Genomic DNA, 13,122 nt, shown 5'->3' with positions numbered 1-13,122 from the left:
TTGGGGCCGAAGTTTCCGTCATCGCGGATGCTTAATCTGTGCTCTAGGTAATTCAAATAAGTGACCGCCAATCAGATTCGATCACTTCGAATCTTCGGTTGGTGTCCTGAAAATGGGTTTGTAACGACCTTAAGTATCACTTTGATAAATCAGCGCGAATCCAGTTTTTCATGCGTGCGCGAAACCACGTGCGCTGACGTTTGGCAAATTGACGGGTCGAGATTGTGGCGCGCTCGCGCGCGTCATCCAGTGTGATACGGCCTTCAAGATAGGCTACCAACTCGGGAACGCCGATGGCCTTGAAAGACGGCAGCGAGGCGTCATACCGGTTTCGCATCGCCTCAACTTCTTCCAAAGCACCACTTTCCAGCATCAGGTCAAACCGGCGCCTGATCCGATCCAATAGCCATTCTTTGTCGACATCAAACACAATGGGCACGGCGTCTTGCGGGTTCAGAACCGGAGGAGGGGTGTCGGCTTGCCAGTCCCGCAAGCTGCGCCCGGTGGCTTGCTGAACTTCCCACGCACGTTGAACGCGGGCGCGATTCCGGGTGTCAATCCCGGCCAGGGTTTTGGCATCGACCCCATCAATCAGTGTAGCTAGGTCCAGTTGATCCGCGGCAGCCCGAACTTTGGTCGGAGTCGCCGGGATATCGGCCATACCTTCGGTCAGGGCAGAAAAATACAAACCTGTACCGCCCACAATGATGGGGCGCTTTCCGCCGGACAGCAATGGCTTGACCTCGCGCAACCAGTGGCCAGTCGAATAGTCCTGATCATAAGGCACATGACCATAAAGCAGATGCGGCGCGCGGGCTTCTTCCTCGGCGGAGGGACGCGCCGAGATCACGCGCCAGCAATCATAAACCTGGCTTGCGTCTGCATTGACGATCACGCCGCCGAACGTTTCGGCGATCTTCAGCGCCAATGCTGATTTCCCCGATGCGGTGGGCCCGGCGATCAAGACGGGTTTGTCGTCAGGAATAGGGGGAAGGCGGTCCCAAAACTGCGTCATCTTGGCATTGGCCATTCAGGTTGCCTCATTCCTCATCATCCGCATTGAACCCGCGGAGCTTTTGCTTCATTTTGCGCCGGAATTAAACCCGTGCCAGCCCGGAGCGCAACATGACCCTTTCCCCCACAACCGACACTGTCGATACAACCAAGGCGAAATACAGCCGAGTGATGCTGAAGATTTCGGGCGAGGCGCTGATGGGAGATCAGGGTTTTGGCCTGCATCCGCCCACCGTTCAGCGCATCGCGCAAGAGGTAAAGTCAGTTCACGATCTAGGGGTCGAGATTTGTATGGTCATCGGTGGTGGCAACATCTTTCGCGGTCTCAGCGGTTCAGCTCAGGGGATGGAACGGACGACGGCGGATTACATGGGTATGCTGGCTACGGTCATGAATGCGCTTGGCATGCAATCGGCGCTTGAGGAGGTTGGCGTATTTACTCGTGTGATCTCGGCCATTCGTATGGATGAGGTTTGCGAGCCTTACATCCGCCGCCGCGCTGTGCGGCATCTGGAAAAGAAACGGGTCTGCATCTTTGCCGCTGGAACAGGGAACCCGTATTTCACCACAGATACCGCAGCGACACTGCGCGCCAATGAGATGGCTTGCGAGGCGATCTTTATGGGTAAGAACGGCGTGGACGGTGTCTATGACAAAGACCCCAAAGAACATTCGGATGCGGTGCGTTATGACTCGGTCAGCTACGATGACGTGTTGGCAAAGCGGCTGAAAGTCATGGATGCATCGGCCATTGCGCTAGCGCGCGACAATAACCTGCCTCTGATCGTATTCGGATTGGATGAGCCGGGCGGTTTCCGCGGTATCCTGGCCGGTGAGGGAACCTACACAAAAGTTCAGGGCTGACACCCGAACGATACTCATTTTCAAGGCCGGGCATAATTGCCCGGCTTTTTCTTTGGTTCAGGGCACAGTGTTCTTGACGATGGCAAAAGCTGTGGGCAATTTGTCGGCGTACTTGCGCGGCAAAGGCGCAGGTTCTGCGGGCACCTGAAAGTGTCGGCTGGGCTGGAAGACCTGCCATGATTTCTGAGGGTTCCGAAATCATGCTCGGGCACCTCTTGGATAGGCAAGCATGATCAAGGAGGCACGTGCTATGAGCACTCTGGATATCAATTTTGTTCGGTCGCAGTTCCCGGCTTTTTCCGAACCCAGCCTGCAGGGGCAGGCATTTTTCGAAAATGCTGGTGGATCATATACTTGCAAGCCGGTGCTTGATCGTTTGACGCGCTATTACACCCAGCGCAAGGTACAGCCCTATGCCCCCTATGATGCCAGCCGTCTGGCCGGAGAGGAAATGGACGAGGCCCGCGCCCGAATGGCTGCGATCATGGGTGTGGATGCAGATGAACTGAGCTTTGGCCCGTCGACCACGCAGAACACCTATGTTCTGGCGCAGGCATTCCGACAGTGGATGCAGCCGGGTGATGCGATTGTCGTGACAAATCAAGATCATGAGGCCAATTCGGGGCCTTGGCGCCGTCTTGCTGATGAGGGCATAGAGGTTCGCGAATGGCAGATAGACCCCGAATCCGGGTCTCTGAACCCGCAGGATCTTGAGGACATTCTGGACGAAAAGGTGCGTCTGGTCTGTTTTCCGCATTGTTCGAACGTGGTCGGGGAAATCAATCCGGTTACCGAGATAACTGCGATTGCACATGCGGCAGGCGCGTTTGTCTGCGTCGACGGTGTCTCTTACGCGCCGCATGGATTTCCGAATGTCGGTGATCTGGGACCGGATATCTATCTGTTTTCGGCGTATAAAACCTATGGTCCTCATCAGGGATGCATGGTGATCCGCCGGGCATTGGGTGAGCTGTTGCCCAATCAGGGGCACTATTTCAACGGCGATGTTCTTTATCAACGCTTTACCCCTGCAGGGCCGGATCACGCACAGATCGCCGCCAGTGCGGGGATGGCGGATTACGTCGATCTTTTATGCGAGCATCATGACGGACCCGGAACTGGTGCTGCAGCGCGGGGGGCGTTTGTCCACGACCTGATGCGCGGGCACGAGATCGCCCTGCTACAACCGGTTCTGGATGCGGTTAAAGATCGCAATGCAGCCCGTCTGATCGGAACCTCTGATGCCTCGCGGCGTGCGCCAACGGTGGCGCTGGCGCTGAACCGAAATGCTGAATCTGTTGCTGCCAGTCTTGCCTCGCATGGGGTTATGGCCGGTGGCGGAGATTTCTATGCCGTGCGTCCTTTGCAGGCCATGGGTGTGGATCTGGGTCAAGGTGTTTTGCGAGTCAGCTTTACGCATTACACATCGAAACAGGAAATTGATCAGCTTTTGAATGCGTTGGACGCTGTTTTGTGATCCAGTTCTGACACTGCTGCGTAGAAAGGTAAACAATACGGAGCAGTCATGGGACCCAAGAGCCCGCCGATAATTATGTGGTTCCGACAGGATTTGCGACTGTCGGACCATCCTGCACTCAGCGCTGCTTCGGCAACCGGGCGGCCAATCATTCCGGTCTATATTTTCGACGATCTTGGGCAGGCCTTGGGTGCGGCTCCTAAATGGCGCCTCGGCAAGGGCCTTGAGGTGTTTGACCGCGCGTTGGCGCAGTTGGGAAGCCGTCTGATCTTGCGGCGCGGGGATGCATTGGAGGTTCTGCAAAACCTGATCAAGGAAACCGGATCCACCGAGGTCAATTGGTCTCGGGCTTACGATCCGGACACGATTGCCCGAGATACAAGGATCAAGACGGCTCTGACCAAATTGGGCGTACAGCCCAAATCGTTTTCCGGGCACCTGCTTTTTGAGCCCTGGACCGTCCAGACCAAGACCGGAACGCCTTTTCGCGTGTTTACACCAATGTGGCGATCGGTACAGAAACGCGAGGTTCCATTCCCACATGCGCGACCCGCCGCGCTGACCCCACCGAAGGAATGGCCGCATACAGATACTCTGGAGTCGTGGGGAATGGCCGCGGGAATGAACCGCGGGGCATCAGTTTGCGCCCGCTATGTACAGCCAGGGGAAGACGCAGCGTTCAAAACGCTCCATCGGTTCTTGGAACGGCTTTCGGGGTATCCCGAAGCCCGGGATCAGCTGGCCGAGGATGGAACGTCGGGCATTTCCGAATATCTATCGCTTGGTGAGATTGGACCGCGTAGCGTCTGGCACGCCCTTCAGGGCGCAGAGATGTTCGGCATGTCCGGAACCCAAGCCTATTTGCGACAGTTGGTTTGGCGTGAATTTGCCTATCATTTGATGTTCCATACGCCTCATTTGTTAAGCAACAACTGGAAACCGGAATGGGATCAGTTCCCTTGGGGCCAGAACGTCTCTAGCCCCGAGATCATTGCTTGGAAGCAGGCAAGGACAGGCATTCCCGTGGTCGATGCTGGGTTGCGACAGATGTACGTCACAGGTCGCATGCACAATCGCGCACGGATGATTGTCGCCAGTTATTTGACCAAACATCTGATGGCGCACTGGAAAATCGGTATGGGCTGGTTTTCCGATTGCCTGACCGATTGGGATCCGGCCTCAAATGCGATGGGTTGGCAATGGGTTGCTGGGTCCGGCCCAGATGCGTCCCCGTTTTTCCGTATTTTTAACCCCGAGGCGCAGCAAAAAAAATATGATCCCTATTGCGACTATGTGCGGAAATGGGTGGCCGAAGGACAGTCAAACCCGCCCTCGAGCGCACTTGATTATTTTGAAGCCATTCCCTGCAAGTGGGGTCTTGATCCGTCTGCGCCATACCCAAACCCTGTTGTGGGTTTGGCAGAAGGGCGCGCGCGCGCCTTGTCGGCCTACGAGGGCCGAAAAAGCCGGTAAAGAACTGAAAACTTGCCAGAAACACAAACTCGTTTTAGCCTTCTACAACAACCGCACAGGGGAGAGCGGATGGTTCTAACTACAATCGAAGGGCAGACAGACCTGCCAAGATATTTTGCACATGTTCTGAATATGCTGAACCAGATGGAGCAGGGGCAGCTTGATATTGCCTTGCCAGACGGTCGTGTATTTCGAACCGAAGGCAAACGCCCTGGGCCTGTCGCACGGGTCGATATTCACAATCCGGACGTATTTGCACGACTTGTCCGGGAGGGTGAGCTGGGGTTTTCAGACGGATATCTGGAAGGCGATTGGAGTACACCAGATCTGCGTGCCTTCATGGATCTAGTGCATCTGGGTACCGAGACCGTGTACGACGATTTCACCGGGAAATTTCTGGTACAGGCCTATGAACGCTTGCGCTTTTGGCTGCATCGAAACAACCGTCGACAGGCTAAAAAGAATATCTCTTATCATTACGATTTAGGTAATGAATTCTATGGGTTATGGCTAGATGATACCATGACCTATTCCAGTGCCTTGTTCGAAACCGGACAGGAAAGCTTGGAAAAGGCACAAACCGCTAAATACGCCAGTCTGGTTGATGAAATGGGTGCCAAACCCGGTGACCATATTCTGGAAATTGGCTGCGGATGGGGTGGTTTCGCCGAATATGCAGCAAAAGAGCGTGGCCTGCGGGTCACAGGCTTGACGATCAGCAAGGAACAGTTGAGCTTTGCCCGTCAACGCATTGAAAAAGAAGGACTTACAGATTTAGTTGATCTGAAGCTGCAGGATTATCGTGACGAACGGGGCCAATATGACGGGATCGCCTCTATTGAGATGTTCGAGGCGGTTGGTCAGAAATATTGGCCGGTCTATTTCGACACTATCCGTGATCGCTTAAAACCTGGCGCACAGGCAACCTTGCAAATCATTACCGTCGGCGATCATCGCTGGGATGTGTATAAGAATGGTGTTGATTTCATTCAGAAATATATCTTTCCGGGTGGGATGCTTCCGGCTCCGACAATTCTGCAGGAGCAGGTGGCGAATGCGGGTTTGACCGTGGTGAAGTCAAAAGAATTCGGCAAAAGCTATGATCTGACACTGCGCCGCTGGTACGAGACGTTCAATGACAAATGGGACGAGATTTCGGGAATGGGGTTTGATGAGCGTTTTCGCCGCATGTGGAATTATTATTTGACCGCTTGCGGCGCGGCCTTTGACACCGGCAACTGTGATGTGACACAGATCACCATAGCGAAACCTACTTAGTAAACGGACCTTTAGAATGCCCAGCGCCTCACGTCTTGTCGCAGCCCTTTGTCTGGCGGTGGTGGCATTTTTGGTTTCCAGTATGATCATCGCAAATGGTGAAGAAGGCAAAAGCTATGGCTACTTCACTGTCGTCAACATGGCCCTAGGGGTCGCGTGTGGTTGGAAAATCATGGGTAAACGGACCGGCAAAGGGTGGACCGCTGCCGTCAATAACGGACTGACAGGCATTGCTTCGCTGGTGTTTTGGGGTCTTTTCGTTCAGGGCACCTATGAGATGTTCCGCTTGGCCATGCGCCACCGTTATGATGGACCGTTCGAGGCCCTTACTGCGATTTTCAAAATCAGTGTTGGCTATGGCGAACAGTTGTTAGCTCCGGAAATTCTGTGGACTTTGGCTATTGGCGCTCTTATCGCCGGTTTGGCGACGGAAGAAGCAAGCCGCCGCTGGCGCTAGCACCCAAACACCAACGCGAGATACCCTTGTGAACGATCTGTTTTTCTATGGCACGCTTCGGCATCTGCCACTGCTGCAACTGGTGCTTGGCCGTCCGCTGTCACGCCTGACTTTGTCAGAGGCCAAGCTGAAGGATCACGCGGTTTACGGCGTGCGCGACGAGGCATTTCCGATGATCAAGCCAGAACGTGGGGCCGTTGCGGATGGCCTTCTGGTTCAGGGCCTCGAACCCGAGGATTTCAGGCGACTGATTTTCTATGAAGGGGGGTTTGATTATGATCTGCAGCGGCAGCCCGCTGAATTGCCCGATGGCTCTGTTGACGAAGTCAGCGTGTTCTTTCCCGAGCCTGACCTGTGGTCGCCTGGTGAGCTATGGTCCTTGCAGGACTGGGCAGACGCGTGGGGGGATCTGACCCTAACCGCCGCGCAAGAGGTCATGGGCTATTACGGCAAGGCCGATGCCGTCAAGATCGCGCGCAGTTTTCCGTCGATCCGAACCCGCGCCTGGGCCAAGCTGGCTGCACGCAAACGCGGAACCGGTGACGCGCGTGATCCGAAGAAGGATGTGATCGTACACGAGCATACCCATGCCTATATTGACTATTTCGGCATGCAGGAGGTTCAGCTTCAACACCGCCGGAATGACGGCACGATGGGGTCGGTGCTGAACCGCAACGGATTGATGCAGGGCAGTGCTGTGGTGGTTCTGCCATATGATCCGGGGCGTGACGCGGTGCTTTTGGTTGAACAATTTCGGACACCGGTTTTCCTGATCGAAGACCCCGAGCCGTGGATGTGGGAACCCGTTGCAGGCATGATTGACCCGGGTGAAACGCCGCAACAGGCAGCGCGGCGTGAGGCGATGGAAGAGGCCCAGATCAGCCTCAAGTCGCTTGAATTTGCCGGAGAGGCCTATTCGTCCAGCGGATCGTCCACCGAATACGTCTATCTTTACGTAGGGTTGGCCGATCTTGAGAAAACGATAGACGATGGCGGGCTTGCCTCGGAAGGTGAGGATATCCGCACCAAAATCATTCCCTATGCTCAGTTCATGGATCAAGTCGACGGGCATGGGTTCAAGGATTTGCCGCTATTGTCACTGGCGCATTGGCTGGCTCGGCACAGAGACAGGCTGCGTGGGGCGTGATCGCGGCTTGTGGTTGTTGCGCAGCATCTGTAAATCTTCGTTGATACGTAAAGAAATGAGGGCGCCATGCGCATTGCGAAAGACCTTGCCGACGCAGTAGGGAAAACTCCGTTGATCCGGCTGCGCCGTATCAGTGAGGAAACCGGGTGTGAAATTCTTGGCAAGGCCGAGTTCATGAATCCTGGTCAATCGGTCAAGGACCGTGCCGCTCTTTATATCATTCGCGATGCCATAGCACGGGGCGATCTGAAACCTGGGGGCACCATCGTTGAAGGCACCGCCGGAAACACTGGTATCGGTCTGGCGCTTGTCGGGGCGTCGATGGGCTTCAAGACCGTGATCGTGATCCCCGAGACCCAGTCCGAAGAAAAGAAAGACATGCTGCGTCTCGCGGGCGCACAGTTAGTTCAGGTCCCGGCAGCGCCGTATCGCAACCCGAACAACTTTGTACATTACTCTCGCCGTCTAGCTGAAGAACTGGCGCAGACGGAACCCAATGGCGCAATCTGGGCCAATCAGTTCGACAACGTCGCCAACCGTCAGAGCCATGTCGAGACCACCGGCCCCGAGATCTGGGAGCAAACCGGCGGTAAGGTCGACGGCTTTGTCAGTGCGGTTGGTTCAGGTGGCACGTTGGCCGGTGTGGCCGAGGCCCTGCAGCCCAAAGGCGTCAAGATCGCATTGGTCGACCCGATGGGGGCCGGGTTGTATTCCTATTACAAAACCGGTGAGATCGCGATGGAGGGAAGCTCGATCGCGGAAGGTATCGGGCAGGTGCGGATCACCAAGAACCTTGAGGGGTTCAAACCGGATTTCGCCTATCAGATGACGGATAACGAAGCGTTGCCCTATATTTTTGACCTTCTGCGCGACGAAGGTCTGGTCATGGGCGGATCGACCGCCATCAACATGGCTGGCGCCGTGCGCCTGGCCAAGGATCTGGGTCCGGGCCATACCATTGTTACGATTCTGTGTGATTATGGCACGCGCTATCAATCCAAGCTGTTCAATCCGGAATTCCTGCGCGAAAAAGAATTGCCTGTTCCTGATTGGATGACCGAGGCGCCGCGTAGCATTCCGGGCGTTTTCGAGGACGTATGATGTTGCGGCAGGTCCGCCTGTTTCTGGCCCTTGTTTCACTTTTGTTTGCAGTTCTGTCTGGCCCTGCAACGGCCCAGCTTTCGGATCGGCAAAGTGACTACTATCAGGGTTGGGTAAAAACGGCGGATCGGGCCGAAGATGTGATCGAGGCCAATCGGGCCTCGAACGCTTCGCTGGAAAATCTGCGATCGGAAATTCATACCTATCGAGATGTTTTCAACAGCGCGCGTGGTGCAAATACCGAACGTATCCAGACCCTGGAAAGCCAGATCAAGGCTTTGGGTCCCGGACCGGAAGGTGATGCAACCGAACCGGAAGACATTGCTACGCTGCGTTCACATCTTGAAAACCAACTGAACGCGCTGCGGGTGCCGCATATCATTTCCGACGAGGCCTTCAGTCGCGCCAACGGACTGATTGCAGAAATTGACCAGATCCTGCGAAATAGGCAGAAAAAAGAGCTGTTGGAGCGCGGCCCATCGCCACTGAACCCCAGCTATTGGCGACCAGCCTGGGTTGACCTGACTGAAGCCGGCCGAAGCCTTTTCAACGAGGCTGTGCAGAACTACCAAACAGACGTGGTGCATGAGCAGCTTCGCAAACAGGGGCTTGGAATTCTTTTGCTGGTCTTCGTGGCCATTGTTTTGCTGGGCTATGGAAAACGTTGGTCCGAGGCTGCCGGGAACTATCTGCGTACCATAGGGGGGCAGGGAACTGGTGTATGGACATTCCTGACATCGCTGTTTCGGATAATTCTGCCATGGCTGGGTGTTTTGTTGCTGGTAAAAGCCGTCGTATTGACGGGGATATTGGGATTGCGGGGAACCCTTCTGATAGAAAACGTACCGTTTTGGGCGGCCATTGTTCTGTACTACGACTGGATTGGTCGTCAGGTCTATGTAATGCAGCAGGCGCAGGGTTTCAGAAAGCTCTCGCCAAAGCGGATCACCGAGCTTCGAATCTACCTGGATCTGCTTGCCGTTTTTCTCATTTTGCACGATCTTGGGAACCTTTTCGAACAGATCGAGAATACTTCGGATGCGACGCGCGCGGTTGTGGGCTTCCCAGTTATTCTTGCAACTGCTCTGGTTCTGTTGCGTGCGCGGCAGATACGGCTTGCCGAGGTGCAGGCAGAACCTGATGGCAATGCCCGTGGAACCGGTGTTATCCAGCTGGTCGAATTCTTGCGCCGAGCATTGTTCCTGTTGGGAGTTGTCAGCCCAGTTCTGGCCGCCATCGGTTATAACAACGCGGCTGAGGCCATTGTTTTTCCAGCAGTAAAATCGTTGATCCTGATTGCCGCACTGATCATCCTTCAACGATTCCTGACTTCGGTTTACGGATTGATAACCCGCAAGGGAGAGGCAGCCCGGGACACATTGTTTTCGGTTCTGATTGGCTTTGCCATGGCCATTTTGGCCCTGCCGGTTCTGGCGCTGATCTGGGGCGCACGCGAGACCGATTTGTTAGAGGCATGGTCGCGGCTCCTTTTGGGGTTCGACATTGGGGGCGTGACCGTCTCGCCCAGTAATTTCTTTACTTTTCTGGTGGTCTTCCTGATCGGATACGGGCTGACACGCGCCCTGCAGGGTGGGTTGCGGACCTCATTGCTGCCAAAGACGAGCATTGATCCCGGTGGTCAAAACGCGATTGTTTCTGGGACGGGGTATGTCGGTATCTTCCTGGCAGCCTTGGTCGCCATCATGGTTGCGGGTTTCGATCTGTCGTCTCTGGCCATCGTGGCCGGGGCGCTATCTGTCGGGATCGGATTTGGTCTGCAAACTATTGTCTCGAACTTTGTGTCCGGCATTATTCTTTTGGTCGAACGTCCGATCTCAAAAGGCGATTGGATCGACGTAAACGGGATGATGGGTTATGTGCGCGACATCTCGGTACGCTCGACCCGAATTGAGACCTTCGATCGAACAGATGTCATTGTCCCGAACTCGGACCTGATCAGCGGTGTTGTCACCAACTATACCCGTGGAAACACGATCGGACGCGTCATTGTCCCGGTCGGGGTAGCCTATGGTACCGATACCCGCGTGGTCGAGACAATCCTGGGCGAAATCGCCAACGCACATCCGATGGTATTGGCGAATCCGGCACCCAGCGTAGTGTTTCAGGGGTTCGGTGCGGATTCTCTGGACTTTGAAATCCGCGCCATTTTGCGGGATGTGAATTGGGTTCTTTCGGTGAAGTCCGACATGAACCATGAGATCAATCGCCGCTTTGTCGAAGAGGGGATCGAGATACCGTTTGCTCAGCGTGATGTCTGGCTGCGAAACCCCGAGGCCCTTCAATCGTCAGGTAACGCGCAAATGCCCCCATCTGAGCCTGTTTCAGAGACAAAAGCGCCCCCGGCCTCTTCGCCCGCCGAATTGACCGAGGCTGATCTTTCCGACGGTGATGGTGACGAACCCTGAGGCAAGTTCGGGCCTGAATCGAGCCAGAGAATTTTACACTAATCGGGCCTTGCAAATCCCCAGGCGATAGTCCAAATAACGCCCGCACGGAGAGGTGGCCGAGTGGTCGAAGGCGCACGCCTGGAAAGTGTGTAGGCGGGAGACCGTCTCCAGGGTTCGAATCCCTGTCTCTCCGCCACAACACCAGCTCTTGTCTTGGACGCTTAGGTGTTTCACATCTCAGACATTGTTTTGGAGCCCGGAGCAAAAAAGGCTCGGTAAGCGTTTCACAAAACCCATGTTGAGCGAAATTATCCAATTTAGATGGCCCCGAATTACTGTTTCTTTCAGGCAAGGGAATTTCAGGATGCGAGGCAGTCAAAATGTTGGTTAGGGCCTATTCCTGTGTCGGTTGGGTAACTACAGGTGAAAACTCGGCGCCCGGCTTGTTCGCTGATGCGTGTGTTGAGATATCAATACATCTACAACGCCAAGTGAACGTTATTCCTTGGCTGGTCCGTTTTGCGATAGGTGCGCAGCAAAATTGCGCCCGGAGGTTAGATGTTACTGTCTGTCGTCATTCCATGCATGAACGAAGAGGAGTCGATCCCCATACTGGTGGAGCGCCTGATCGCTGCGACTGAACAGTGGAACGCCGAATCCGAGATTATTCTGGTGGATGATGGGTCTAATGACGAAACATGGCGCGCAATCTGTGCCCAAAGCGAGTTTCATCCGCGTATTCGCGGTTTGAAGCTATCGGGTAACCGCGGTCACCAGATCGCTCTGACAGCGGGGCTGAATGCAGCCCAAGGGCAGCGGATTTTCATGTTGGATGCCGATCTGCAAGACCCGCCGGAGCTTTTGTCGGACATGATGGCGATGATGGATCAGGGTTATGATGTGGTTTACGGGCGTCGGAGTGAGCGAAAAGGCGAAAGTTGGTTTAAGAAAGTAACAGCTCATGGTTTCTACCGCATATTGAACCGGCTTTCGGACGTACCCATTCCAAATGACACGGGCGATTTCCGGCTTGTCAGCCGTCGGGCGCTGGATGCGGTTCTGAGTATGCCGGAACGCGCGCGGTTCGTTCGGGGCATGTTCGCTTGGGTTGGTTTCCGTCAAATCGGGATCGAATACATCCGCGACCCACGGATCGCGGGCGAGACAAAATACCCGATGTCCAAGATGATCCGCTTTGCGCTTGATGCACTGGCAAGTTTTTCGATCAAACCGCTGCAGATCGCCACACGAATGGCCTTTCTGACACTGATTATCGCCGCGCTGATGGCGGTCTACGTCTTTTGGTCCTTGATCCTTTACAACGCAGTTGCGGGTTGGGCGTCGACGGTTCTGGTGATCAGTTTCTTTTCGGGTATCCAGCTGTTGACGCTTGGAATCATGGGGGAATATCTCGGACGTCTGTATATCGAGGCCAAAAACCGACCACTCTATTTTGTAGATCAAGAGACCTCAGAGATTTCGGACACCATAGTAGAAGAGAAGACCGCGCAGAAATGAACGAACGGCGCCGCATAATCCGGTTTGCCATCGTGGGCTTAGGCGTGGCTGGTTACTACATGCTGGCTTATCTGGGCCTGTTGGGTGTGTTTCATTCGCCCTGGATCGCCAATGCATTGGCTTTTGGGTCCGCAATCCTGATCCAGTATATTGGGCAAACAGTCTGGACCTTCGGGCAGGCGCTGGTGGTTCCTGCACAGTTTGGGCGGTTTCTTTGCATGGTCGGAATTGGGCTGCTGGTTTCAGCTGCGATTACCGGACTGGCCGGCCCTCGTTTTGGCCTGAGTGAAGTTGTCTCGGCCGCTGTCGTTGTAGTTGTTCTGCCTGTGATCAACTTCGCGTTCCTACGGCTGTGGGTCTATAAACCGCAGAATTCAACCTAGAG

General features: G+C 54.9%; 11 protein-coding genes and 1 tRNA gene. 11 read left to right on the top strand and 1 reads right to left on the bottom strand.

Going from position 1 to position 13,122, the window contains the following annotated elements:
* Positions 1-136: 136 nt before the first annotated feature.
* Complete coding sequence (miaA, locus tag AC2FJW_RS01815; RefSeq protein ID WP_496749060.1) at positions 137-1,030, bottom strand: tRNA (adenosine(37)-N6)-dimethylallyltransferase MiaA; 894 nt, start codon at positions 1,028-1,030, stop codon at positions 137-139.
* Between the two features lie 95 nt (positions 1,031-1,125).
* Here miaA and pyrH point away from each other — a divergent pair, with 95 nt between their 5' ends.
* From pyrH to AC2FJW_RS01760, 11 genes are all read left to right on the top strand, one after another.
* Entirely contained in the window at positions 1,126-1,878 is a 753-nt protein-coding gene (pyrH, locus tag AC2FJW_RS01810) for a UMP kinase (RefSeq protein ID WP_142634233.1), read from the top strand.
* Between the two features lie 250 nt (positions 1,879-2,128).
* Entirely contained in the window at positions 2,129-3,355 is a 1,227-nt protein-coding gene (locus AC2FJW_RS01805) for an aminotransferase class V-fold PLP-dependent enzyme (RefSeq protein WP_496695202.1), read from the top strand.
* A gap of 48 nt (positions 3,356-3,403) precedes the next feature.
* Positions 3,404-4,828: a cryptochrome/photolyase family protein gene (locus tag AC2FJW_RS01800; protein ID WP_496749059.1), complete on the top strand. Its 1,425-nt coding sequence runs from the start codon at positions 3,404-3,406 to the stop codon at positions 4,826-4,828.
* 69 nt (positions 4,829-4,897) lie between these two features.
* The gene (locus tag AC2FJW_RS01795) at positions 4,898-6,106 is read left to right on the top strand and encodes a class I SAM-dependent methyltransferase (RefSeq protein ID WP_496749058.1); all 1,209 of its coding nucleotides are present in this window, start codon (positions 4,898-4,900) and stop codon (positions 6,104-6,106) included.
* Positions 6,107-6,122: 16 nt separating this feature from the next.
* Positions 6,123-6,563 (top strand): TrgA family protein, encoded by a 441-nt coding sequence (locus AC2FJW_RS01790; RefSeq protein ID WP_496695208.1) that lies wholly within the window; start codon positions 6,123-6,125, stop codon positions 6,561-6,563.
* A 28-nt stretch (positions 6,564-6,591) separates the two neighbouring features.
* Complete coding sequence (locus tag AC2FJW_RS01785) at positions 6,592-7,710, top strand: NUDIX domain-containing protein (protein WP_496749057.1); 1,119 nt, start codon at positions 6,592-6,594, stop codon at positions 7,708-7,710.
* A 66-nt stretch (positions 7,711-7,776) separates the two neighbouring features.
* Positions 7,777-8,811, top strand: coding sequence for a cysteine synthase A (locus AC2FJW_RS01780; RefSeq protein ID WP_142634220.1), 1,035 nt, complete (start codon positions 7,777-7,779; stop codon positions 8,809-8,811).
* On the top strand, positions 8,811-11,237 hold the full coding sequence (locus AC2FJW_RS01775) for a DUF3772 domain-containing protein (protein WP_496749056.1): 2,427 nt from the start codon (positions 8,811-8,813) through the stop codon (positions 11,235-11,237). The genes AC2FJW_RS01780 and AC2FJW_RS01775 overlap by 1 nt, the downstream gene beginning before the upstream one ends.
* A gap of 88 nt (positions 11,238-11,325) precedes the next feature.
* Positions 11,326-11,415, top strand: a tRNA-Ser gene (locus tag AC2FJW_RS01770).
* 362 nt (positions 11,416-11,777) lie between these two features.
* Positions 11,778-12,737: a glycosyltransferase family 2 protein gene (locus AC2FJW_RS01765; protein WP_496749055.1), complete on the top strand. Its 960-nt coding sequence runs from the start codon at positions 11,778-11,780 to the stop codon at positions 12,735-12,737.
* A complete protein-coding gene (locus tag AC2FJW_RS01760) occupies positions 12,734-13,120 on the top strand; it encodes a GtrA family protein (protein WP_496695215.1) in 387 nt (128 codons plus the stop codon). The genes AC2FJW_RS01765 and AC2FJW_RS01760 overlap by 4 nt, the downstream gene beginning before the upstream one ends.
* Positions 13,121-13,122 lie beyond the last annotated feature (2 nt).

The sequence above is a fragment of the Ruegeria sp. CDSA020 genome, assembly GCF_059612345.1.
This window is presented reverse-complemented; position numbering and strand designations above follow the sequence as displayed.